Raw genomic sequence first — 23,380 nt, forward strand, 5'->3', positions numbered from 1 at the left:
AAATAATTAATTTAGCTATGAATTACGATACCAGTACAAACTCTATTTTAGAGAGCGATTCATTACAAAATAATGGAGAAATGCTAACTCCTTTGATGATGTTTGCTCGGGAACTTTTATTGTATGAAAACGAGGCTATTTCTGAGCAAGATTATGTAAAGGCTGTGCCGTCCCCACCCGACAAAATTAATGATTTTTGTGTTGACAATATGGTGGCCAAAGTGGCTCGCTGCTGTCGGGAAAGCAAGATTGGAAAAAAATTACCTACGGCTTTTTACGTTCATGTTTCTGCTTTGCAAGCACTCAACCCTGTCCTCGGAATCTACGAAAACTGTGCCAGACGCGCTCTCGAAAATATTGATGAAGCAACTTTAGTTAAATTTTCACTCCATCAACCTAAAATATCTTATCTTTTTTACCCTGATTTCGATACAGATGCTCACCCTGCTTTGCAAGCCAGCCTCCAAATTAATCTGGAAACAGGGGAAGTTAAATATTTCGATTACAGCAACAGCGAAAATCCCCCGGTTTTGCACCGCAAGGAAACTTTTGTAGCTGCGGATTATCCGAATTACGAAAAGTTTTCTCGACTCACTCGCAGCGAGGAAGGATGGGGACTGCTTGACAATACTAGCGTTATCGGCACTCGCGAGGGTTGGCTCAAATATTTGGGATATTGCGGTGTGGAAATTCAAGATCATGCTGTTGTCGAGCGTTTGAAACAGGAGAATAGCGACCTTTCAATTCCTAAAATCGAGCGACACAAAGCTGCGATGGTACGCCACTCTCTTTCTAAACCTTTGCGTTTAGTTTTAGAAGCTGATTTAGCAATCGATGGGACGACTTTTTTTGATTACGGTTGCGGTTACGGCGGCGATGTTAAATATATTGCACAAGAGGGTTATGCTATTTCTGGTTGGGACCCCTACTATCAGCCGAATACTCCGCGAACTTGTGCGGATATTGTGAATATTGGTTATGTGATTAATGTAATTGAATCTTTGGCGGAACGCCGAGAAGCTTTGCTGAATGCTTGGGAATTAACTAAGAATTTATTAGTTGTAGCGGCTCAAGTTTTGATTGATGATAGCGCTAGAGGTCAAATTGCTTATGGGGATGGGGTGATTACTTCTCGAAATACTTTTCAGAAGTATTACGAACAAGAAGAGTTGAAGGTTTATATCGACCAAGTTTTGAGTGTTGATGCAATTCCTGTGGCTTTGGGGATTTATTTTGTGTTTCGGGATGCTGCGGAGGGTGAAAGTTTTCGTGCTTCTCGGTTTCGATCGCACTTATCGACTCCCAGAGTGCGATCGCAAGTTAAGCGGTTTGAGGATTATGCGGAAATGCTGGCTCCTTTGATGGCTTTTGTGAGCGATCGGGGCCGCCTTCCGGTTAAAGGCGAATTAGCGGAAGAATCGCCAATTAAGGAGGAATTTCACAGTTTTAATCGCGCTTGGAGAGTGATTTTGCAAGCAACGGATGCGGATGATTGGGAGACAATCGCCGACAAGCGCCGCCAAGATTTGCTGGTATATCTCGCTCTCAACGGTTTGGGCGAGCGACCTTCAATCCGCCGACTCCCAGCTCAAATCCGCAACGACATCAAAGGTTTGTTTGACAATTATCAAAAAGCTTGCACTTTGGCAGATTTAATGCTGTACAGTCTGAGCAAACCTGATATTGTTGCCGATTGCTGCGAAGATAGTGCGATCGGCTACAAACAGCCCGGTACCCTTTCAGTTCACGTCTCTGCTTTAGAAGAACTAGACCCTTTACTCCGGCTCTACGAAGGCTGCGCTAACCGCACAATTGGCAGACTTGACGGCGCGACAATCATCAAATTTTACGCTCGCAAACCTCAAATTTCCTATTTATTTTATCCCGATTTTGACACTAACGCGCATCCAGCCCTCCACACAGCTATGCACATACATTTGCGCAACCTTTCTGTCAGCTATCAAGACTATTCTGATGTGTACAATCCGCCCATTTTAGTTAGAAAAGAAGCTTTTGTTACTGCTAGTTATCCCCATTATGACAAGTTTGCGAAACTCACCCGCCAAGAAGAAAAATTAGGGATTCTAGATCGTGGCGCAGTTAAAAAGCATCGGGAATGGGTGAAGTGTTTGGAGGAAAATTGCGTTAAAATTAAGGATCATAAGTTGTTTTGGCGATCGAATGCCGAGCCCGAAAAATTGAAAATGCTGCAAAAAGCTGCCTCGGAACGCCAGCAGAAAAAGATTGAGTTTAATGCAGGAAAGATTGAACAAACCGCAGAGAGCGCAGAGGGTACAGAGGATGGAAATGTTAGTGTCCAAGACAGTTGAACTTTGTTGGTAAGGTGTTTACAATTGAGGCTGTAGCGTTCCTAGCGGTTGACATGGAAGAATACTTGAAAGTGAGTGAAGTTATTGATTGGCAGCATCCTGAAGTTATGGAATGTGCTAAACAAATAGCATCGGAATATGAGACACCAACGGCAATAGCTAAGGCTTGCTTTGAGTGGGTGCGAGATGAAATTGGTCACAGTTATGACTATCAAATGAGTCCTGTGACCTGTAGAGCTTCAGATGTACTTCAGCACAAAACAGGGTATTGCTATGCGAAAAGTCACTTGTTAGCAGCGTTACTAAGAGCAAATGAAATTCCAGCAGGTCTTTGCTACCAGCGGTTGAGTATTGATGACAAGGGTGCGCCGTATAGTTTGCACAGTTTCAATGCCATCCACTTACCTGAAGTTGGTTGGTACCGAGTTGATGCAAGAGGTAACAAAGAAGGAGTCAACGCTCAGTTCACTCCACCTCAAGAACAGTTAGCGTTTAAGATTCAGTTTTCCGAAGAGGCAGATTTTCCAGCCATATTCTCAGAGCCGCTTCAAGTAGTTATAGAAGCATTGCAAGCACAGAAGACATGGGATGATATGCTTCGTAATCTCCCAGACATTTCGTTGGAGTCTGCCAAGAGTTATGGTCTGCTATGATACACATCTAATCCTGCTTTGGGCAGGCGCAGCGTTTTGAATTGTTCGCGGGCAAAAGAGCCGCAACATTCGTCTTTATGAGCGGCTCGGATAAGCTATTCAAGAGTGAAAAAATAAACAAACCCCTGTCGTTCCTGTTCATGCAGAAACAGTGAAAAGTCCCAACAAGCAGCACAGGCTGTGGCAATAGTTTGAAAACGATCGTTTTTTGTCATAACGTATTGACATTGTAAATACATTTTACCTATACTAGGGATCGTAAATGTATACTTCGTGCTCAATGGCATTACCTTTGTATGGGATGAGGGAAAAGCGCGGATAAATCCCACAAATCATGATGGGGTTACTTTTCAACAAGCTGCTGAATGCTTCTTTGACCCATTTCTAGTTGTCGTTGATGCCAGCCGCAATGAGGAAGCGCGTGATGCTGTGATTGGGCTAGATAGTCGGTGGAATCTACTGTATGTGGTTCAGATTGAGCGTGAAGAAAATGTCATTCGGACTATTTCAGCACGTAAAGCAACTCGTCAGGAGAGGGCAGAGTATGAAGATTGAAGCATTAAAGCAGCGATTAAACCGCAACCGTCCAATGACTAGCGTGACTATCCGTATGCCCGAAGATGTTGTGGAAGACCTAAAGAAAGTTGCACCATTGTTGGGTTTTTCGGGTTATCAGCCATTAATTCGTGCTTATATCGGTCAAGGTTTGCGCGTTGATTTAGAACGATTTGAAAGCGAGACAGTAACAGCCTTAGTTGCAAGTTTGAAGCGTCGAGGTGTCAGCGATGCAGTGATTGATGAGGCATTAAACGAAGTCATTCATGCTGAGTCCTGTTAATTGTGTCTAGCCAGCAGTACAACAAGGCGATCGATCTAACATTCAGATAGCTAACACAACACGGTATCTCATTACGAAAGTCACTGTCTCATGAACGCAGACGTTATGAACAATACCTCAAAAACCGACTGGGCTAGAATCGACGAAATGAGCGATAAATATATCGATACCTCCGATATTCCACCGCTGTCGGATGAGTTCTTTCATCGCCGATTAAAACTGTACAAATCCGCATTCGGACGATCGACCATTAATGAAAATATTCCCTGCTCGCATTCATATTCTGCTTGCCAGTCAAGCTCCCGTCGGACTAATCATTCGACGCGGCCCGTCGAAGCAGGTTGCGACAATGCTATGGGATCGACAATGCGATCGATTCCAACTGGGACAATGGTTAAAGGGACGCATCTACGAACGCCGGAGTGACCTCTCACCCGACGGCAAATATCTGATTTACTTCGCGATGAATGGTCGCTGGCAATCGGAGGCCTGTGGTGCCTGGACTGCGATTTCACAAGCACCATACCTCAAAGCGATCGCCATCTTCCCCAAGGGGATTGTTGGAATGGGGGTGGTCTGTGGACGAGCCAAGCCACCTACTGGCTCAACGACGGCTACTACGGCCACCAGATATTGCGGGATACTTCGACAGTCCGTCGCGACACCACCTACGCCCCAACCTGCAATTATGGCAACAACGAGTGTCTCGGCGTCTATTACCCTCGACTTTTACGCGATGGTTGGCAACTGGTCGATCGCGTACAGTTCGGCAAATGGAAAGCCCAACATATCTTTGAAAAATCGATCGGCAACGGTTGGATACTGCGCAAAATCGCCCATGCCGAGACTGATGCACCGGAGGGGAAAGGCTGTTATTGGGATGAACATACACTGGTTAACCGAGCTACCGATGCCACGATCGGCTATCCCCAATGGGAGTGGGCCGACCTCGATGGCAAACGGCTAGTCTGGGTGGCTGAAGGCAACCTCAATGCGGCAGAGGTAACAGCGAAAGGATTAACCAACGTTGCCGTATTATTTGATTTTAATGATATGCAATTTAAGCCGATCGCTGCGCCCTACTGAATCATCATCCACTTTTAACCAGAGAACCGATGACCGAACTTAAACCAATATTAAGCGAACTTAATTTTCAAATAATCATCCTCCATCTTCGCCCCCGAAGGTTGCAGCGCCGCTAAAGCTTGCGGCAAAACCAAATTGCGGCGGTGATTGCCAATCCGAACATTCAACTCATCTCCAGTTTTGCTCAACTGAATCTGATCCTTAGCAATTCCCGGCAAATACAGTTCAAGACTGTATTGATTGTTTTCCTGCACTATCTTAATCGTATTTTCTTTGTAATAAACTTGACTGGGGTCTTCGTCTTTGTAAAGCGTTTCTTTCAACCGTTCCAAAGCGGCCAAACCGCACATTTCTTCAGAATAAAGTGGCACTTCCTTAACTGGCAGCGGCATGAAATCTGAGTGGATTTCCTGACGGTACTGTTCCTGGCTTTCTTTCCACCGTTTGAAAAATGGGTCAGTTACTTCTGCGGGAATAATCCGGTTAGCTACTACTAAATCGGTAGCTACATTGTACAAACTCAAATAGGCATGAGCGCGCAGAGACTCTTTAATTACCATTTTTTCGGGATTGGTAACTAACCTTACCGAAGTGACAGTATTGTCAGTTAAAACCTTTTCCAAAGCTTCAATTTGTTCGTAAAATTCGTAAGGTGCATCCATCACCTCTTTGTCTGGTAAAGAAAAACCCGCAATTGGTCTAAAAATAGGTTCAACTAAAGGTCGAAGGGCGGCTGATATGCCTTGCAGCGGCTTGTAAAATTTTCTCATGTACCAGCCGCCAACTTCCGGCAAACTTAGCAGTCTCAATGCTGTGCCAGTCGGAGCAGAATCGATAATTAAAACATCAAATTCGCCTTCGTCGTAATGCCGCTTCATTCGCACTAAACCGAAGATTTCATCCATTCCTGGCAAGATGGCTAATTCTTCAGCTTGCACCCCTTCGAGCCCCTGCGCTCGCAAGACTTGAGTAATGTAGCGCTTAACGGCCCCCCAATTGCCTTCTAATTCCCTGAGAGCGTCTAATTCGGCTCCCCACAAATTCGGTTTCACCAGCCGCGAATCGTGTCCGAGTTCCATGTCAAAGCTGTCGGCTAAGGAGTGAGCAGGATCTGTGCTCAGCACTAGGGTTTTGTATCCCAATTCGGCACATCGCAGCCCAGTAGCAGCGGCTACGGAGGTTTTGCCGACGCCGCCTTTTCCGGTCATTAATATTAAGCGCATTGATTGTTTAGCTCGCCTGAAAATTCTTTACTTCTTTATTGTAACGGAATGTAACAGAAATTAATTTAACAGGACTGATGCACGGGGCCCTGCGGTAGGGTGCTGTATAAGCACCTTACTCAAAGGGGTTACTCTCATTCCCCATCTAAAATCTAAAATCTAAAATTTAAAATGGTATTACCAGTTGTTTGAGCACGTCTAGCCGCGAACAGTTCCAGTAATCGATGTGGGAAACGATTAAACCGTCATTGTTGACTTTAAGTTCGCTCCTACCGGCGATCGCCATTTTCGGTTTCCAAGGTAGCGGTGCGATCCAGCTCAGAGTCCAGCGAGTTTCGATAGTATCTCCCGATCGCGAAATGCCGTGCAAATCGAGTTTAATTTGTTTAAAAACAGTCCCCATAAACCCGATCATTTTGCGGTAGCGTTCGACTCCTGTAAATCGATTCACAGGGTCTTCAAAATAAACATCTTTTGCATAAATGCTGTAAGTCTGATTTTGGGGAAATCTTTGATAATCGTCTTTGAGAATTTCAATAATGTCCATTATGATTAGATATTTGCCTTAAATTATTATAATATAGTTTATACTTGCTTGAGAAAAGGCGGACAACTTATGATCGACCTCTACACTTTTACCACACCAAACGGCCGCAAAGTCTCGATCATGCTCGAAGAAATAGGTTTACCCTACAGCGTGCACGTCATTGACATCACAAAAAACGACCAATTTAGCCCCGAGTTCATCGCCATCAACCCCAACAGCAAAATTCCGGCCATAGTCGATCGAGATAACGGCATCACCGTCTTCGAGTCCGGCGCTATTCTGATCTATCTTGCCGAAAAAAGTGGCAGATTTCTGCCCACCGACAAACAAAAATACTTTCAAGTTATGGAGTGGCTGATGTTTCAAATGGCCAGCGTCGGCCCGATGTTTGGTCAGCTAAACCACTTCAAACGCTTTGCACCCGAACAAATTCCCTATGCGATCGGGCGCTACGAAAAAGAAACATTGCGCCTCTACGGAGTATTAGACACTCAACTAGCAAAATACGAATACATCTGCGGCGACTATTCTATAGCCGATATTGCTACCTATCCGTGGGTTGCTATTTACGAATTTCAAGGATTAACCCTCGACAACCACCCCCACCTCAAACGTTGGGTAGAAACCGTGCAGAAGCGTCCCGCCGTTGAGCGCGGAATGGCTGTTCCATCATTATAAACCCCGCATCTAAATTGTATTTTCGGGAGGGCGTCCCGCCCACCCCACAAAGCAAGTTTACTGGTTGTGGAACGGGCTTCTAGCCCGTTCAAAAAAAGCCCTCAAACTCAATCGGCGAAATGCTTAATAATCGCCTCAGCAAACTCCGAACACTTCAACTCAGGCACCGGGGGCTCCATCAACCTCGCCAAATCGTAAGTAACTTCACCGTTAGAAATTGCCGCTCCCAAACCCTTCTTAATCAAATCTGCGGCTTCTTGCCATCCCATGTATTCTAACATCATCACCCCGGACAAAATCAGGGAACCGGGATTGACTTTATCCAAACCGGCGTGTTTCGGTGCAGTGCCGTGAGTTGCCTCGAAAACAGCACATTCATCACCAATATTCGCGCCGGGTCCCATGCCCAATCCGCCGACAATTGCTGCCGCCGCATCGGACAAATAATCCCCGTTCAAATTCATCGTCGCCAAAATCGAATATTCGCCCGGTCGAGTTTGAATTTGTTGGAAAATACTGTCAGCAATTCGGTCGTTGACCATAATCTTTTCTTTCCACTGACCGCTGCCGTGACTGTCCCAAATTGCAAACAAAACGTCGGCAACTTCTTGACGAATTTTAGCTTGTTTTTCTGGAGTCAAAGCATCATATCCCGGATCTATTAGGCGGGCATTGTCTTCCAAGCTAATGTCGGGATTTTGTTCTTTGTTGCCGAGAACCCAAGACTCTCTTTCAGTCACGCACTGAGCGCGATATTCGGTGGTTGCCAGTTCGTAACCCCAATCTCGGAAAGCTCCTTCGGTGTATTTCATGATGTTGCCTTTGTGCACCAAAGTCACTTGCTGCTTGTCTTTCGGCAACCGCAAAGCGTGGGCGATGGCGCGCCGCACTAAACGTTGAGAACCGCTTTTGCTAATTGGTTTAATTCCTATTCCTGAATCGAGGCGAATTTGTTTTTTGCCGTGTTCGGGTGTTGCTGGAATCAACTCATTATTGAGGAATTCAATCAGTTTTTTGCCGGTTTCGCTGCCTTTGGGCCATTCAATTCCCAGGTAAATATCTTCTGTATTTTCCCGGTAAATAATTACGTCTAGCAGTTCAGGAGTTTTGTGCAGCGATGGTGTTCCAGCATAATATTTGCAGGGTCGCACGCAGGCGTAAAGGTCAAAGATTTGCCGCAAAGCTACGTTTAGCGATCGAATGCCGCCCCCAATTGGGGTTGTCAGCGGCCCTTTGATGGCGACTCCGTACTCTTTGATGGCGTCTAAGGAATCCTGCGGCAAATATTGGTAAGTGCCGTAGACATCGCAAGCTTCGTCGCCTACATATATTTTGAACCAGTTAATTTTCCGCTTGCCGCCGTAAGCTGTTTCTACCGCCGCATCCATGACTTTCTGGGATGCTGGCCACAAGTCCACACCCGTACCGTCACCGCGAATGAAGGGAATAATCGGGTCATCGGGGACGATCGGCGAACCGTCTTTGAAAGTAATTTTAGAACCTGTTGTCGGGGCTACAATCTTTTCGTACATATCTTAACAGCGCGGATAGGAATGTTCCCTATTTTGCCACGATTATCTGCCTAAACCTCAACCACGCCTAAATATTTGTATAAATTTAAGTTGGATTTTTGGGTGATCGGCTGGCCGTCACTGTGACTTTTGGGCGATCGTAAATTTAAAAATAGCTTTAAAAAAGTAGCAAATATAGCAGAAGTTTCTATCAAATATGCCTCTCTATCTTTCAGCCCTAATGTTGGGAAGATGCTGGAAGCGAGTCACTGGATTTTAGATTTTAGATTTTAGATTTTAGATTTACTCCACAGATTCATCTGGGATTTTGAACTCGGGTCTAAAACTTGGGGTCGCTCACGAATCCTGTAGGAAACTTGTACTCGTTTTTGAGCGGGATCAAAATGGTGATTGTCGCCGCAGATGAAAGCGAATCAACGCAGATTATTTTCACAAAATTTGCATTTATTTGCGATATTTTTCCTTCTGCATATTCTTTTTGACAACCCACAAAATAAACCAAATGACAATACTCACCACAACTATTTTGGAAACAGGGCCCAGATAATCATCGACAAGTCCATAATTTTCCCCGAGTTTATATCCGGCAAAAGTCAGGAAACTCACCCACAAAAGAGTGCCGGCTGTTGAGTAAAGTAAAAAAGGAATTAAAGGCATATTGTTGATGCCAGCGGGCAGGGAAATCAGGGTGCGAACTCCCGGTACGAGGCGACACAAAAACACGGCTTTGTTGCCGTGTCTGTTAAACCATCTATTCGCTTTGTCAATATCGGCGCCCGATACAGTGATCCATTTGCCGTATTTGTCGGCTAAATTCCTCAAGCGTTCTTCGCTCAATAATTTACCCGCATAGTACCAAGGAATCGCCCCCAGAACTGTACCGATTACCCCTGCTGCGATCGCCGGTGAAAACTCCATTCCGCCCTTGAATACCGTGAATCCTGCCAGCGGCATAATCAATTCTGAGGGTATGGGGGGGAAAAGGTTTTCTAAAAACATCAACAGGCCAATTCCGAGATAACCCATCGACTGCATTGTGTTAGTTATCCATTCAACCATTTTGATTTAATAATTGGTAATAGGTATAGCAGAAGGAAGTTCGGCAACGGATTATGTAACGGATGTCAGGAAGACCGAATGCCGAAGTTGGAAGAAGGAAGTTTATGAAGTAGGGACACGGCAATGCCGTGTCCCTACGGTGGGGATAGATCGATGATTAAGTGCCCGAAGTCCAAGAGTTAGTGTACTCAATTTGCTCGGCAGTCAAGGTATCAATGTGAATTCCCATTGCTTCCAATTTGAGACGGGCAATTTCTTTGTCAACTTCCACGGGGATTGAGTGAATACCAGGCTCTAGTTTGCCTTTGTTCGTAACCAGATATTCGCAGGCTAAAGCTTGGTTAGCAAAGCTCATATCCATCACGGCGCTGGGGTGTCCTTCCGCTGCTGCCAAGTTGATCAAACGGCCTTCGCCCAACACAATAATCGACTTGCCATTATTGAGGTGATATTCTTGAGTGAAAGACCTGACTGTTTTCACGTCGGTGCTTTTTTCGCCGAGGGATTTGAGGTCAATTTCAATGTCGAAGTGACCGGAATTGCAAACAATTGCGCCGTCTTTCATGGTCTCGAAATGTTCGGCACGAATGACGTGTTTGTTGCCGGTAACGGTAATGAATATATCTCCGACTGTTGCTGCTTCGTCCATCGGCATGACGCGGAAACCGTCCATCACTGCTTCGATCGCCCGAATCGGATCGATTTCGGTGACAATTACGTTAGCACCCATGCCGCGGGCGCGCAGTGCCGTGCCTTTGCCGCACCAACCGTAACCTGCAACCACAATATTTTTACCTGCTAACAAAATATTGGTAGCGCGGATAATGCCGTCTAGAGTAGATTGACCGGTGCCGTAGCGGTTGTCGAAAAAGTGCTTGGTGTCGGCGTCGTTGACGTTCATTGCGGGGAAAGTCAGCACACCGTCTTTCAACATTGCTCGCAGGCGCACGATGCCTGTGGTAGTTTCTTCGGTAGTTCCGATTAAGTCGGAAATTTGGTTCGGGCGGTGCTGGATCAGGGCAGCTACCACGTCGCTGCCGTCGTCGATGATAATATTGGGGCGGTGGTCTAGGGCTGTGTAGACGTGACGTTCGTAGGTAGCCGCGTCTTCTCCTTTGAGGGCGAAGACGGAAATGCCGTAGTCTTCAACTAAGCAAGCCGCTACGTCATCTTGAGTGCTCAAGGGGTTGCTGGCGATCAGTACGGCGTCGCCACCGCCGAGTTTGATGGCGATTGCCAAATGAGCGGTTTCTGTAGTTACGTGGCAGCAAGCAGCCAAGCGAATGCCAGCGAAAGGCTTTTCTTTAGCGAAGCGTTCTTGAATTTGCCGCAAAACGGGCATTTCCCGGCCGGCCCACTCGATGCGTTGCTTTCCCAAGGGGGCGAGGGACAAGTCTTTGACTTCGTGTTTAATCTTGACGGATGTAGCAACCATGTATGTTATTTCTGAGAAATCATCAAACTTTGTTAGTTTTAGCAGATTAAGCCATCGGCGGGCAAGTGCTGTGATTTTACTCGATGGGGGGCGGCGAGGCTAATCTTAAAATTTTGATTGTGTTCGATCGATTAGCGAGCGAGTCTATGGAGTCACCCACACAGCGAGAGTCAAACATTCCTGTCGGGCGATCGATCTCAATCTTTTGTGTTAGCGTGGCGTTCTTGAATTATTTGACACTCTCACTGGGGCTGCTGAAAGTTCGATCGTCTGCGTGATTTCGTTCCCGGCTTTGCGGCCGGGAGATACAGCAGATTCCATGTATATATGATACACGCTATTTAGTACATAAGCGAAAAAAATGAAACCTTATTCGCTCTAGTTGCGCGATCAAATAGTTAAAATCTATGAACAAGGTGATACCTAAATTAGGAAAGTAGCTGCCAGATTTGATGTAAGTAAAGGGTTTGTTCAAAAAAATTTAAAATAAAAACAAATGACTGGTCGCGTTCAACCAACACAACTTTCTTGTAAGTCTTAAAACTGTGTTAAACTCGCGCACAAATTAATCGAGGCAGATTGCAGAAAAATATCCGGATAGCACGCTGTCAGAACCCAAGTGAATATTGGCGTTTGAACTACAAGGAAGCTGTCAATCCTAGCATAATGTGTCTGCACTACAAAAACAAAATTTGACGCTAAAAAAAAGACCATACGCAGTCTGGGGGGGTGACAACCCGCCCCAAACCCATGGTTAGTAAGGATTGAGCCAACTTGTGATAAAAAAAGATAGGCAGCAGAATTGTTACACGCTTGCCTATCAAAAAAAATAATGATACTAAGATTCTACCAGACTCCTAGACAAAAATACCTGACGCCATCTCAGTTTTTGGTGATGGCAACCTTGCTATGGTTGATGAAATCAGAAAAACAAGTGAGAAGATTAGAACGGCTCTCGCGAGTATTTCCCTGTCTAATTACAGCCGAAAGCCGGCGACGTAAATTACAAATATTTTTAGATTTACCGAACTTAACAATCGAATTAATTTGGTTCCCATTAATTACTTATAGCCTTTCTCATGCAGATGAGGTATCATAGAAGTAATTTCAAATAATAGAAAATAAAGAACAGAAGATAGAACAAACTATAATTCAATTCCCGACTCAAAGCTTTACTCACAGCGAGGGATCGACTCACGGCGAGGGATTGTTGTATAAATCATCACACCTTACTTAAAATGAAATCTTACTCTGTTGATTATCGACAAAAAATAATCGATGTGTACCACAATGAACCGCTCTGTCAAAAAGCAATAGCCGAGCGTTTTTGTGGAGCTTCGGAGTTTTGTTCAAAAATTGCTCGAACAGTATCGTCTGACCCAAAATATTGCTCCTCAAACTTATCGATGTGGGAGTCAACTTAAACTTAATCCATAACAACTGCTTGTATTAGCAGAATTAATTGAAGCAAATAATGATGCGACTCTCAAAGAACTCCGTTATTTACTCTACCAAAAAATTGGTTTTGCCATCAGTAGAGCCACAATGGGAAAAATGACAAAGCTCTTGAACATGACGTAAAAAAAAAACAATTTTACCGAGCGCGAAAGGCACTGATAGAGTTCTCAACCTGCGATATGAGTTCGGGCAAAAAAATCTAGAAGTTTGTTGGAAAGACTTAATATTTATTATTGATAAATCAGGAGTTAGTTTGGCAATGGTTAGGTTATATGCTAGGTCTTTAAAAGGTTCAATGGCTCGGGGTCAAAACCTAGTAAACCTGGAAAAAATGTCTCAATAATTGGAGCCATATCGGTCAATTAAGTCCTAACATCAGTCAATTTAACAGGTACAACCGATGCAATTACATTTGAGGCTTTTATCATCCGAAAGCTCGTACCAAAATTATGGAAAGGTGCTTGTGTAGTGATGGATAATTGTATTATTCATACCGGAGAATAAATAGAAAAATCAATCAAAAATTAAGGGGCAAAATTAATATCCTTGTCGCCCTCTTCACCGGATTTCTCACCACTTGAAAATTTATGGTCAAAACTTAAAAATATTCCGTTCTATCAAGACGACTAATTATCAAGAGTTAGGTAAAGCCATAGAATTTGCATTTGATGAAGTTACAGAGCGAAAATATTTGGAATTGGCGCAAGTCACTGCTGTTATTAGACCTCTTGCAAAAAAGATAATATGTTATAATCAGAGGTTTTAAATTTAATCCCCTAGAGCTAACTCATAATTGTAAATTGCTGACAATAAATTACAACGCAGACCATAACGGCGACGGCGATTCCGATAACGGCTCGACAATATTTTAAAAATTTTGAGACTGCGATTAACGTGTTCAATTCCCTATTCGCTCCTGTGCTAAAACTCGATTGTAGTCTTTTTCTATACGAGAAAGTTTTCCATTTTTAGGTTTTTTTCTAGGGATATAACTATTGCTGTGATAATCCTTGATCCCTTGATAGCCACTATATTGTAAGCTATTTGTTTCGGGACAAAAATTAGTTTTACTTTTTTTAAACAAGTTAAAATCGTGGCAATGCCCTGGTCCAAAAGCAGTGCAAATAATTTCTCTTGTCTCTTGATTAATTACCAATTGAGTTTTTAGAGTATAACATTTTTTCTTACTTGAGAAATATTTCTTCTGTTTTTTTTTTTTCGTTCAATAGCTGTTTCTGTGACATCCATCACCACGAATTCTGGATAATCAGAGTCTTTGAGTAATGCCTTTGTCCCCGGAATACGGAACTTTCCCGTTTTCATTAAAGTTGATTCGATATCAGTTACAATTCGGCAAATAGTTGATTCAGATACTCCCCAACTTGTCCCAATATGAAAATATGTTCGATATTCTCGCCAATATTCCAAGGCGACTAAGACCTGTTCTTCGAGAGCGCCGGATGGTGCGACGTCCTCTTCTGTCTTTATGATTTTCTAACCTGAAGTTCTCTAAGGCGTTAACCATTGCTTTTAGGGTTTGAATCTTGATACCAAATCTACGTTGAAATTGACAAGGTTTCAAATTTAGATAAGATTGATTTTTCATGATTTACTTATTGTGTAACGACAACAGAACTTTCTAGCATTTTATCCTGTTTATAGCAAGACAAGAGTCAAAATAAGTTAGGACTTGGGATTCAATCAACTCTCAGCAAAACTTTTCATTATATCATAAAAATATTTTGCAAGAGGTCTATTGTACCTGATCTTTCTGAGAAAGGCTATAGCTGCTATTTGACTCAAGCGTTTGAGGATGCGGAGTACATCATGTAAATTATTGGTGCGATTGCTAATTCCCAATAAATCAGATGTGCTATATCGAGGGGATTTTTCTTTGACTAATTTAACAAAGATGAAACTGCCACCTGTAGCAATCATGCCGTAACTAGGTGTGTCAGAGTTGGGATTGGCCAGCATATAAGCTAAGATTTGCGCCAAGCCCGCTTCGATAGAAAATGAAACTCGTTTCGATTCTATTACCATCAGCCACAACTGCTCTTTTAAAACTAAAGTGTCGATGCTACCTTTGAGGATAACTTCTTCATCTTATTCGGAAATTTCGACGGATTTTTCTGGTTTAATGTAGAAAGGATGCAGATAAAACTCGCCGACAAATAACAGCGGAGAGACGATCGACAAACTGATGGTTTTTTCCAGATCGGCGGATACTCTAGCAAGTTGGAGTAACCTGCTTTAATCTGATCTAGCTGTCGTTTTTGAAAGTCGGTGATTTCTGGCAACTCGTATTGCCATTCTCTAAAAAATTGGTCGTCTGTGACAAGTTGCAGGTCAAAAAGCGTTTTTAATTCTTCTAATGTGACATTTTTAGATTGAATTGTTTGAACCATAATTGTAGGGCGTTAATTTTATGGGTACTTATAATTTTATCAAATTTCCAGCTAATATTATCTCCCTAGAACGATAATAACAAAATTGGTTCGTAGTGAAGAGGGAGAGTCTCGATCTAATTCGCTCTGACTTGCATTTTTCACTACGAAATAATAACGGTTATTTTACCGAAGATGATATAAGTCAAAATTTAATTCTACTAATTCCAAATTTTTTGCAAATTGAGAACAAATCCCGGCAAAACATTTTCCCCAGAAAGGGTGAGAGGAGATTGTAAAACTTCCACATCTTGACCGGGGCGATAAATTTCCACTTCCCGTTTTTTCCGGTTAATCAGCCAACCCAAACGGCAGCCATTTTCCATATATTCTTGCATTTTGTCCTGAGTTTTTTTCAGGCTGTCGCTGGGTGAGACTAATTCAATGACAAAATCGGGACAAAGCGGGATGAATTTTTCTCTTTGTTCGGGCGTCAAAGCTTCCCAGCGCGATTTTTCTACCCAAGACGCATCGGGAGAGCGATCGGCTTTGTTTGGGAGGGTAAATCCTGTGGAGGAATCAAACACTTCGCCGAGTTCGGTTTGTTCGTTCCAAATTCCTACCTGTAAGTTAAGTTTTGAGTTGCGTTTCCCTGTTTCTCCTCCGGTTGGCGGCATGACAATTAATTCTCCGTTGGCGCTGCGTTCTAGTTTCAATCCCGGGTTTTCTTCACACAGTTGATAAAACTGTTCGGAAGTTAATTTAATAATGGAATTGAGGTTTAATGTTATAGCAGTCATGTTTATTTACCTGCTGTTTGTATGAAATAAATCAAGAATTAAAAATGGGATTATTCATTTTTAATTCTTAATTCTTAACTTCTAATTCTACTGCAATTGTTTGATTCTGTTGAGCGCGTCTTGATAGGCGCTGGTTCTTCCGCCTTGTTTGTAAAGTTCTGCTGCTTTTTGAAAGTCCGCAATTGCTTTCGGTTGGTCTTTGCTGTCCAGGTAAGCTAAAGCTCGGTTGTAGTAAGCGTCGGCAAAACCGGGATTGGCTTCGATCGCCCGCGTGTATGCTTGAATAGCAGTGGAACCGCGTGTGGATTCCTGTGGGGGCAAGCCGACGGTGATGAAAGTGCGGGCATTACCGATATTAAAATACAATTCAGGGGTATATTTTGGCTTAAAAGCGAGTGCTCTGTTGAAATCCGCGATCGCCTCCCAAGCATCTCCTCGATCTAACAGCGAAAGTCCTCGAAAATAATAGGCTTGGGCGTCTTGCGGATTGGCGGTGGATACCGGGCCGCTGGTTGGGGGAGTATTGTCTACTTTTAACTCGGATTTGTTTATTCCCGCCGCCACTAGCTTCGCGATAAATGTATTGATTGGAACTGCTGCGTTAAATCCGGTTTTAATCGGGGCGACTTCCCCGGAACTGGTTTGAGCAAAACCGAATTCGCCTTGTCCGTGCAAACCGATGACTCTGCCTTCGGAGTCGAAAACTGGCCCGCCACTCATACCACTCCAAGTTACGGCTTGATACCGCAAAGTGTAACCTTCTGGGCGGTTGCGCGGGCGGCTGGTAACGAGTCCGGGAGAGAGTTCGGGTTCTCGTTCGGCGCCGAAAAGTCCGCCGGTAGCGGGATAGCCGTAAACGAAGATTTGAGTGCCGATGACGGCTAAATCAGAATCTGCGATCGTCGCGACTGGATATTCTTCGGGACTTTCAAATTTGATTACGGCTAAATCTGGGTCAGTTTCGGCGGTTTGCAAACGGGTGACGGAGGTTGCTTGATAGTTTTTTCCTAAAGACGTGCGAACGGTGTATTTCACGTCTGCTTTTTCTACGACGTGATTGACTGTTAAAACTGTGTAAGTTTTGCCGTTTTTGGCAATAATTACGCCAGAACCGTCTCCGAGGGAACTGTTAATTTGTACTGTCAGCGGCCCGGCAATGCTGGCGACTTCTTGGGGGGTTTTGGCGATCGCGGGTTGGCTGATGACTATAGTTAAGGCTGCGGTAGTTCCTGCTAGCAGGGTGCTTAAGGTGTCGTAACGAGAAAAATTTATATTCATGGCTATTGCTAATTAGTAGTTGGGTAGCGGGATTTGGGGAAGAAAGGGCGATCGGCGGTTTGTGCTTTTTTCTGTTTAGTTTTATTACTGATTTGACGCAAAGGCGATCGGCTTTGTTCTTTAGTGATAATTTTACTCGCTTTTTTGTTCCGCGATTCGCTATTTCAATGTAGGGTGAGTACGACGCACCTTACTTAATCTCAATGAATGCTGCCCAAATTACTTATTAAAACTAAACAATACATGACTCGAAATCGGTGGTTAGTTCTTCCTTAGTCATGGTTTCCCGTGCGACTCGCATGACTAAATCATATGCTCGATCGTCCGTCAAATTCAGAGTGCAACCATTTAAGCGCAAAAAGGTATCTGTCACTGCAAAAGCCGTTCGTTTATTGCCGTCAATAAAAGGATGGTTCATCGCTATGTGATAGAGATAGGCGGCAACTTGTTCGCTAATTGCTGGATGCAAAAATTGACCGCCAAAAGTTGCTTGCGGTTGAGCCAAAGCCGACTCTAACAAACCTTCGTCTCTGACACCAGGAGTGCCGCCAAAGCTCTCTATCTGTCTGGCGTGGATACTTAAAACCATACTTTTACTGACAAATTTAGGAGTTGGCAAGGCAACGGTAAACCTCCTTTCTTTAGCGTTCTGAATCTAGATATGCCTGCCATGCTTTGGCTTCTAGTTTTTGTTGTTCTTCTTCAGTCTTTAAGGAACGGACAAATTCAAGCACTTTCAGCAGCAAGGGTTCTGGTGCTTGGTCGAGTTCTTTAAGAAGTTGGTCTTTTGCGGTCATGTTTCTTTCCTCCTAGTTATCTTACAACTATTTTATCCGAAGTCATAAAAGTCTTGCAACCTAGAGATTGTACGCGATTATCCGTAAGGAGACGGCACTGCCGTGTCCTTACAGATAACTTTTTTTAAATGAGATTACAACTATTTTACAACCAACAGATTAGATAATCAACTGCTGTTCGATCGCACTTATACATTTTGATATTCTGCAACCCATTGGACGATCGCCTCAGTCAATCCGTCTAACGTGTATTCTTTGGCTTCCACATCTAACTTACCCAATAAATTCTGACAGCTTTTGGAAGTTTCCGGGCCGATGGATGCGATACAAATGCTTTCCAACCAATCCTGAGAACCGGACAAATGCAGGCTTTGTTCTATGAGATTGCAAAAGTTATGCACGGTTTTTGAACTGGCAAATGTTATGATATTTACGGCTTGATTTTGGAGTGCGGCTAGGGCGATCGGGTCGATAGTTTCGGGACAGCAAGATTGGTAAGCTGGCACTTCTATTACTTGCGCTCCTTTGGCGGTGAATTCTTTAACTAAAACTTCTCGACCGCCGCTTTCTACTCTGGGAAATAGGATTTTGCAGTTTTGCAAGTTATCTGGGAAGTTCTCGACTAGGGAATCGGCGACAAAGTTGGGGGGAATAAAGTCTGGTTGTAGAGAGTGCGATCGCAAACTTTCTGCTGTTTTTTTCCCGACAACTGCGATTTTAATACCAAACAAACTCCGGGCGTCTTTGCCTTTTGCTTGTAATCGTTGAAAAAAGCAGTCTACAGCGTTGTGGGAAGTGAGAATTAACCAGTGAAAGCTTGACAATTGTGCGATCGCACTGTCTAATGGTTCCCAAGTGGACGGCGGTCCAATTACCAAGGCGGGCATTTCGATAACGCGAGCTCCTTGTTGCTGGAGTCGAACGCTAAATTCAGCAGACTGAGAAACTGATCGCGTGACTAAAATGGTTTTTCCTGCTAGCGGCAATTGGCTGTTATTAGTGGTGACGGGTGTATCGATCATATTTGTGCTTTCTGGCTGGATTAAATATTCGCGCAATCTAACTACTTCCCCAATTATTATCACGCAAGGCGATAGAGATTGACCTGCTGTTTGCTGTACAATATTTGAGAGAGTACCCAGCCATATTTGCTGTTCGGGGCGGCCGCAATCTCGGATAATGGCGATCGGAGTTTCGGTCGATCGTCCGTGCTTTTGCAATTGCCAAATTATCTCGCTTAAATTGCGCCCTCCCATCAATATTACCAAAGTTTCTATCTGCACTAATGCTTCCCATTCTAAAGCATCCGGTTCGTGGGCGCTCATCACTGCAAAACAGCGGCTCATCACCGGATCAGTGAGGGGAATTCCAGCTAATAAAGGTGCGGATAGGGCGGAAGAAATTCCGGGTATTACTTCAAAGTCGCAGCCCGCTGTGATTAATGCTTGTATTTCTGAACTGGAGCGACCAAAAATAAACGGATCGCCGCTTTTTAGCCGCACGACTTGTTTGCCTAACTTGCAATGTTCTACCAGCAAACGGTTAATTTCTTGCTGCTGGGTGGAAGGTTTGCCGCCACGTTTGCCGACTTCTATTTTCTGACAAGTTGCTGGGATTAATTCGAGTTGCGGGATGTCGATTAGAGCGTCGTAGATTAATACTTCGGCTTGAGATAGCAGTTTGTGCGATCGCACTGTCATCAAGTTACAATCTCCGGGCCCCGCACCGACTAGATAAACTTTCCCTTTGTGGTTTTTCACAATTCCTCCTCGATTGTCTCGATAGTATAGTTTTATGAATATTGCGGTGCTTCGGCGCAACCTACCCTACCCTATAATTTAATCAGACTTTCCAAGCAGCCTGTAGGGGCGGGTTCACCCCTTCCCCTCAACGGTGCAAACAGGTTAAATAAACCCGTCCCCACCCAACGAGATGCACCCGTTAATATTTATGCAGATTATCATCATCACGGCCGCCGATGCAAATTACTTTGAATTGGTGCGAGGCACTATTTTATCGGTGCGGGAAAAACCAGAGGGTGAAAATGTGGCGATCGGCTTTTTCGATATCGGCTGCACTCCCGAACAGTTGCAGTGGTTAAAAACACAAGTTAATATCATTCAAAAGCCCTATTGGGACTTTGACTTTCCGGGCAAAAATGAAGCCCCTCACTATCTCAAAGGACTTTTAGCGCGTCCGTTTCTCCGTCGATATTTTCCCAATTTTGACATCTACCTTTGGATAGATGCCGATGCTTGGGTGCAAGATTGGCAAGCTGTTAAACTGTTAGTTAAAGGCGCCGCTAAACGGGGTTTAGCAGTTGTTCCAGAACTCGACCGGGGTTATTATTTAGCTTACGGCAAACAGCCTTGGTACTGGCAATTTGTTTACCGCGATTATCAAGCAGCTTTTGGCGAAGAAGTAGCCCAAAATTTGCACAGCTATCCAACCATAAATGCAGGTATTTTCGCGCTGCAAAAAGACGCCCCCCATTGGGAAATTTGGGCAGAATATCTGGAACAGGGATTGCAGCGGCACGTTTCTTTAATGAGCGACCAAGTAGCTTTAAATCGGTTAGTTTACGGCACGGAAATGTTTGACAAAACAGAGATGCTGCCGGCTCGCTGCAACTGGAGCTGCAACTTTGGTTTGCCCGTTTGGGACAAGCACCAAGCCTGTTTTGTGGAGCCGTATTTGCCACAGGAGGCGATCGGCATTCTGCACATCACTGGCCACAAACACGACTTGGTAAAACTAGCAACAACGGACGGAAATCAAATAGAAATTAGTCTCCGCTACCAACCGATAAAAAAGCAAAACTATCCTAACTTAACACGAGAAAAAATGACATTACCGCCGTTATCGGAAATCACAAACAATACTTTGCTGCCCGCCGGAGATTACGTCTCGCCCGGATTGAAAGTTATTCTCCCAGATGCGTACTTTCCCAACATGATTGTTGGGGATACTCAGACTTCTTCGTGGCCTTATTTGCGCCGGGAAATCAAGCACAATTGGTATGTCGATCGCCGTGCTAATTCAGTCGGATTTCTCAGTCGCGACGAAGCCCACATCCTTTACAATACAGCCCTGCAATTCAAAGGTAAAAAAGCATTAGAAATAGGTTGCTGGTTGGGGTGGTCTGCTTGTCATTTAGCCCTCGCAGGAGTTGAGTTAGATGTCGTCGATCCGCTATTAGAAAGACAAGATATCAGACAAAGCGTAATCGATTCAATTCAAGGCGCTCTAAATGCGTCGGGCGTTCAAACATCAGTCGAGCTAATACCCGGCTATAGCCCCCAAAGAGTAGAAGAATTTTCCGCTCAATTCAACCGCAAATGGTCGTTAATTTTTATTGACGGAGAACACGGAGGTGATGGGCCGTTAAATGATGCCATTGCGTGTGAAAAATTGGCTGAGGAAGATGCAATAATTTTATTTCACGATTTAACTGCTCCAGATGTTGCTCAAGGTTTAGATTACTTGAAGCAAAGGGGATGGCAAACGGTAGTATATCAAACAATGCAAATTATGGGGGCTGCTTGGCGGGGCAATGTCGAGCCAGTAAAACATCAACCCGATCCCAAGATTTCCTGGCAGTTGCCAGCACATTTGCACGGTTACAATATTAGCAGTTTAGAGACAATTAATTCTCAAACAGCCAGCCAAACTAATCAAAACCAACAGTCATCTTATACAAGAGATTTTTACCAATTAATCGGAGAAGGAACTCGCGCTTCTGCTAAAGAAATTATTCCCCTGCTGTTAGACTTGCTGCAACCCATTTTACCTAAAAGTGTGCTAGATGTGGGCTGCGGTACGGGAAGTTGGTTAGCTGCGTTTCATAAGTTGGGAATTGCTGATTGTTTGGGAATAGATGGCGATTATGTCGATCGCACTCTTTTACAAATTCCTTTAAATCAGTTCCAATCCGCCGATTTAAAGCAACCGCTGCAAATAAACAGAACGTTTGACTTAGTAATTTCTCTGGAAGTTGCCGAACATTTGCCGGCTACCTGTGCCGAAAATTTTGTTGATTCTCTCACTCAACTAGCACCAGTGATTCTGTTTTCTGCTGCGATACCATTTCAAGGAGGCGTCGAACACGTTAACGAACAGTGGCCACAATATTGGGTTTATTACTTTCAGAAAAACGGCTATGCAGTTATTGACGGCTTGAGAAAAAAAATATGGAACAATGACAAAGTAGAGCCTTGGTACGCTCAGAATATCTTGATTTTTGTTAAACAAGAATACTTGTCGGGATATCCGAGGTTAGTAAATGAATATCAAAATACCGATCTGAATCAATTAGCCATCGTCCATCCCAAGATTTATTTTTACAGCTTGCAAGCTGCTAGAAATTCGGCACATAATTTACAATCAGAAAGTGTCAAACAAGTTTCAGCATCGCCACAATTGGCAGATCGACCTTTGGTATCCGTGATTATTCCCTGCTACAATCAATCTCATTTTTTGCTGGAAGCAGTAACTAGCGTGATTAACCAAACTTACAAAAATTGGGAAATTATCATTGTCAATGACGGCAGCTTAGATACTACCAGCACAGTTGCCAAAAATTTAATAGTAGCAAATCCCCAATATCAAATTAGGCTTGTAGAACAAACAAATCAAGGGCTTTCAAGTGCTAGAAATGCTGGCATAGCAGCAGCAAACGGGGAATACATCATGCCTTTAGATGCCGATGATATCCTAGCTGAAAACGCCTTGACTGACCTTTTAGAAATATGTTTAAAATCAAATGTACCTTGCGTAGCATTTGGTTCTTATCAAATGTTTGGCAGTGAAAATCGCATAGTACCCAGTTACGAGTTGTATTCTCCGGAAAACATCAAGAAATCTAACATGATTCACCCGTCTTCAGTCTATCACAAATCTATTTTGGATTTGGTCAGCGGGTACAAAGTTGGGATGAAAGAAGGTTACGAAGATTGGGAGTTTTGGGTTAACTGCCACAAGCACAATATTCCCTTTTTGGGAACGAGAGAAATAGTTGTCAATTATCGGCGTTCCCAGGGTTCTATGTTGGCTAAAGCTCAGCAATATCATCAAAAGTTGGTAGCACAAATTGTTTGTTACAACCGGGAACTTTACGATATGGAAAGCGTTAATAGTGCTAAAAAGCTCTTGGGACAAATCGCAAGTTAATTTTGATTCTTTATTCTTTACTGGAGTTTAGACTAAAAGCGATATGAGAGAACGCAAATCAAATGGAATTAGAGATTAAAAATATTATCTTTTCAGCCTCAAAGCATCCG

General features: G+C 43.7%; 20 protein-coding genes and 2 pseudogenes. 9 read left to right on the forward strand and 13 right to left on the reverse strand.

All coding sequences use genetic code 11. From position 1 onward, the window contains the following. Positions 1 to 17: 17 nt before the first annotated feature. The 6 genes from E5S67_RS15295 to E5S67_RS32460 all read left to right on the forward strand — a co-directional run bounded on the left by E5S67_RS15295 (position 18) and on the right by E5S67_RS32460 (position 4,907). A complete protein-coding gene (locus E5S67_RS15295) occupies positions 18 to 2,330 on the forward strand; it encodes a DNA phosphorothioation-associated putative methyltransferase (RefSeq protein WP_172188634.1) in 2,313 nt (770 codons plus the stop codon). Positions 2,331 to 2,383: 53 nt separating this feature from the next. Next, positions 2,384 to 2,983 (forward strand): transglutaminase-like domain-containing protein, encoded by a 600-nt coding sequence (locus tag E5S67_RS15300; protein ID WP_172188636.1) that lies wholly within the window; start codon positions 2,384 to 2,386, stop codon positions 2,981 to 2,983. 273 nt (positions 2,984 to 3,256) lie between these two features. After that, positions 3,257 to 3,538: a BrnT family toxin gene (locus tag E5S67_RS15305; protein ID WP_339382878.1), complete on the forward strand. Its 282-nt coding sequence runs from the start codon at positions 3,257 to 3,259 to the stop codon at positions 3,536 to 3,538. Next, positions 3,528 to 3,821, forward strand: coding sequence for a hypothetical protein (locus E5S67_RS15310; RefSeq protein WP_172188638.1), 294 nt, complete (start codon positions 3,528 to 3,530; stop codon positions 3,819 to 3,821). Before E5S67_RS15305 ends, E5S67_RS15310 begins: the two co-directional genes overlap by 11 nt. A gap of 90 nt (positions 3,822 to 3,911) precedes the next feature. Continuing rightward, positions 3,912 to 4,247, forward strand: a complete 336-nt coding sequence (locus tag E5S67_RS32455) for a hypothetical protein (protein ID WP_216670479.1) — start codon at positions 3,912 to 3,914, stop codon at positions 4,245 to 4,247. A 207-nt stretch (positions 4,248 to 4,454) separates the two neighbouring features. After that, the gene (locus E5S67_RS32460) at positions 4,455 to 4,907 is read left to right on the forward strand and encodes a hypothetical protein (RefSeq protein WP_216670480.1); all 453 of its coding nucleotides are present in this window, start codon (positions 4,455 to 4,457) and stop codon (positions 4,905 to 4,907) included. A gap of 50 nt (positions 4,908 to 4,957) precedes the next feature. On the opposite strand, the gene E5S67_RS15320 is transcribed toward E5S67_RS32460, so the two are convergent. Both E5S67_RS15320 and E5S67_RS15325 read right to left on the reverse strand, forming a co-directional pair. Beyond that, on the reverse strand, positions 4,958 to 6,130 hold the full coding sequence (locus E5S67_RS15320) for a TRC40/GET3/ArsA family transport-energizing ATPase (RefSeq protein WP_172188640.1): 1,173 nt from the start codon (positions 6,128 to 6,130) through the stop codon (positions 4,958 to 4,960). Between the two features lie 166 nt (positions 6,131 to 6,296). Further along, positions 6,297 to 6,677, reverse strand: a complete 381-nt coding sequence (locus tag E5S67_RS15325; protein ID WP_172188642.1) for a C6orf136 family protein — start codon at positions 6,675 to 6,677, stop codon at positions 6,297 to 6,299. Positions 6,678 to 6,746: 69 nt separating this feature from the next. On the opposite strand from E5S67_RS15325, the gene E5S67_RS15330 reads away from it, so the two are divergent. Continuing rightward, on the forward strand, positions 6,747 to 7,355 hold the full coding sequence (locus E5S67_RS15330) for a glutathione S-transferase N-terminal domain-containing protein (RefSeq protein ID WP_172188644.1): 609 nt from the start codon (positions 6,747 to 6,749) through the stop codon (positions 7,353 to 7,355). 107 nt (positions 7,356 to 7,462) lie between these two features. On the opposite strand, the gene E5S67_RS15335 is transcribed toward E5S67_RS15330, so the two are convergent. The 3 genes from E5S67_RS15335 to ahcY form a co-directional block, all read right to left on the reverse strand. Further along, positions 7,463 to 8,887 (reverse strand): NADP-dependent isocitrate dehydrogenase, encoded by a 1,425-nt coding sequence (locus E5S67_RS15335; protein ID WP_172188646.1) that lies wholly within the window; start codon positions 8,885 to 8,887, stop codon positions 7,463 to 7,465. Positions 8,888 to 9,331: 444 nt separating this feature from the next. Next, the gene (locus E5S67_RS15340; RefSeq protein ID WP_172188648.1) at positions 9,332 to 9,946 is read right to left on the reverse strand and encodes a DedA family protein; all 615 of its coding nucleotides are present in this window, start codon (positions 9,944 to 9,946) and stop codon (positions 9,332 to 9,334) included. 157 nt (positions 9,947 to 10,103) lie between these two features. Then, a complete protein-coding gene (gene ahcY / locus E5S67_RS15345; protein ID WP_172188650.1) occupies positions 10,104 to 11,381 on the reverse strand; it encodes an adenosylhomocysteinase in 1,278 nt (425 codons plus the stop codon). Between the two features lie 1,238 nt (positions 11,382 to 12,619). Between ahcY and E5S67_RS34755 the strand changes: the two are divergent. Further along, positions 12,620 to 13,562 (forward strand): annotated as a pseudogene (locus tag E5S67_RS34755) (IS630 family transposase). Between the two features lie 45 nt (positions 13,563 to 13,607). On the opposite strand, the pseudogene E5S67_RS15350 reads toward E5S67_RS34755, so the two are convergent. The 8 genes and pseudogenes from E5S67_RS15350 to cobA form a co-directional block, all read right to left on the reverse strand. After that, positions 13,608 to 14,445 (reverse strand): annotated as a pseudogene (locus E5S67_RS15350) (IS5 family transposase). Positions 14,446 to 14,540: 95 nt separating this feature from the next. Continuing rightward, positions 14,541 to 14,882, reverse strand: a complete 342-nt coding sequence (locus tag E5S67_RS34430; protein WP_339382879.1) for a hypothetical protein — start codon at positions 14,880 to 14,882, stop codon at positions 14,541 to 14,543. A gap of 23 nt (positions 14,883 to 14,905) precedes the next feature. Then, positions 14,906 to 15,247, reverse strand: coding sequence for a hypothetical protein (locus E5S67_RS34435; RefSeq protein WP_339382880.1), 342 nt, complete (start codon positions 15,245 to 15,247; stop codon positions 14,906 to 14,908). Positions 15,248 to 15,447: 200 nt separating this feature from the next. Then, the gene (locus tag E5S67_RS15360) at positions 15,448 to 16,026 is read right to left on the reverse strand and encodes a Uma2 family endonuclease (protein ID WP_172188652.1); all 579 of its coding nucleotides are present in this window, start codon (positions 16,024 to 16,026) and stop codon (positions 15,448 to 15,450) included. Between the two features lie 87 nt (positions 16,027 to 16,113). Further along, positions 16,114 to 17,304, reverse strand: coding sequence for a tetratricopeptide repeat-containing S1 family peptidase (locus E5S67_RS15365; RefSeq protein WP_172188654.1), 1,191 nt, complete (start codon positions 17,302 to 17,304; stop codon positions 16,114 to 16,116). A 232-nt stretch (positions 17,305 to 17,536) separates the two neighbouring features. Then, on the reverse strand, positions 17,537 to 17,893 hold the full coding sequence (locus E5S67_RS15370; RefSeq protein ID WP_339382881.1) for a type II toxin-antitoxin system death-on-curing family toxin: 357 nt from the start codon (positions 17,891 to 17,893) through the stop codon (positions 17,537 to 17,539). Between the two features lie 52 nt (positions 17,894 to 17,945). Continuing rightward, the gene (locus tag E5S67_RS15375; protein ID WP_172188658.1) at positions 17,946 to 18,101 is read right to left on the reverse strand and encodes a DUF2281 domain-containing protein; all 156 of its coding nucleotides are present in this window, start codon (positions 18,099 to 18,101) and stop codon (positions 17,946 to 17,948) included. A gap of 188 nt (positions 18,102 to 18,289) precedes the next feature. Continuing rightward, positions 18,290 to 19,861 (reverse strand): uroporphyrinogen-III C-methyltransferase, encoded by a 1,572-nt coding sequence (gene cobA, locus E5S67_RS15380; protein WP_172188660.1) that lies wholly within the window; start codon positions 19,859 to 19,861, stop codon positions 18,290 to 18,292. A 190-nt stretch (positions 19,862 to 20,051) separates the two neighbouring features. Between cobA and E5S67_RS15385 the strand changes: the two genes are divergently transcribed. After that, positions 20,052 to 23,270 (forward strand): glycosyltransferase, encoded by a 3,219-nt coding sequence (locus E5S67_RS15385; protein WP_246276802.1) that lies wholly within the window; start codon positions 20,052 to 20,054, stop codon positions 23,268 to 23,270. Positions 23,271 to 23,380 lie beyond the last annotated feature (110 nt).

Source organism: Microcoleus asticus IPMA8 (assembly GCF_013179805.1).
Classification (GTDB): Bacteria; Cyanobacteriota; Cyanobacteriia; order Cyanobacteriales; family Microcoleaceae; genus Microcoleus; species Microcoleus asticus.

What these genes read in the sequence shown, in the direction of transcription:
- E5S67_RS15295 (WP_172188634.1), top strand. Translation starts at nt 18, where the DNA reads ATGAATTACGATACCAGTACAAACTCTATTTTAGAGAGCGATTCATTA.
- E5S67_RS15300 (WP_172188636.1), top strand. Translation starts at nt 2,384, where the DNA reads ATGGAAGAATACTTGAAAGTGAGTGAAGTTATTGATTGGCAGCATCCT.
- E5S67_RS15310 (WP_172188638.1), top strand. Translation starts at nt 3,528, where the DNA reads ATGAAGATTGAAGCATTAAAGCAGCGATTAAACCGCAACCGTCCAATG.
- E5S67_RS32455 (WP_216670479.1), top strand. Translation starts at nt 3,912, where the DNA reads ATGAACGCAGACGTTATGAACAATACCTCAAAAACCGACTGGGCTAGA.
- E5S67_RS15320 (WP_172188640.1), bottom strand. Translation starts at nt 6,130, where the DNA reads ATGCGCTTAATATTAATGACCGGAAAAGGCGGCGTCGGCAAAACCTCC.
- E5S67_RS15325 (WP_172188642.1), bottom strand. Translation starts at nt 6,677, where the DNA reads ATGGACATTATTGAAATTCTCAAAGACGATTATCAAAGATTTCCCCAA.
- E5S67_RS15330 (WP_172188644.1), top strand. Translation starts at nt 6,747, where the DNA reads ATGATCGACCTCTACACTTTTACCACACCAAACGGCCGCAAAGTCTCG.
- E5S67_RS15335 (WP_172188646.1), bottom strand. Translation starts at nt 8,887, where the DNA reads ATGTACGAAAAGATTGTAGCCCCGACAACAGGTTCTAAAATTACTTTC.
- E5S67_RS15340 (WP_172188648.1), bottom strand. Translation starts at nt 9,946, where the DNA reads ATGGTTGAATGGATAACTAACACAATGCAGTCGATGGGTTATCTCGGA.
- ahcY (WP_172188650.1), bottom strand. Translation starts at nt 11,381, where the DNA reads ATGGTTGCTACATCCGTCAAGATTAAACACGAAGTCAAAGACTTGTCC.
- E5S67_RS34430 (WP_339382879.1), bottom strand. Translation starts at nt 14,882, where the DNA reads ATGGTAATAGAATCGAAACGAGTTTCATTTTCTATCGAAGCGGGCTTG.
- E5S67_RS34435 (WP_339382880.1), bottom strand. Translation starts at nt 15,247, where the DNA reads ATGGTTCAAACAATTCAATCTAAAAATGTCACATTAGAAGAATTAAAA.
- E5S67_RS15360 (WP_172188652.1), bottom strand. Translation starts at nt 16,026, where the DNA reads ATGACTGCTATAACATTAAACCTCAATTCCATTATTAAATTAACTTCC.
- E5S67_RS15365 (WP_172188654.1), bottom strand. Translation starts at nt 17,304, where the DNA reads ATGAATATAAATTTTTCTCGTTACGACACCTTAAGCACCCTGCTAGCA.
- E5S67_RS15370 (WP_339382881.1), bottom strand. Translation starts at nt 17,893, where the DNA reads ATGGTTTTAAGTATCCACGCCAGACAGATAGAGAGCTTTGGCGGCACT.
- E5S67_RS15375 (WP_172188658.1), bottom strand. Translation starts at nt 18,101, where the DNA reads ATGACCGCAAAAGACCAACTTCTTAAAGAACTCGACCAAGCACCAGAA.
- E5S67_RS15385 (WP_246276802.1), top strand. Translation starts at nt 20,052, where the DNA reads ATGCAGATTATCATCATCACGGCCGCCGATGCAAATTACTTTGAATTG.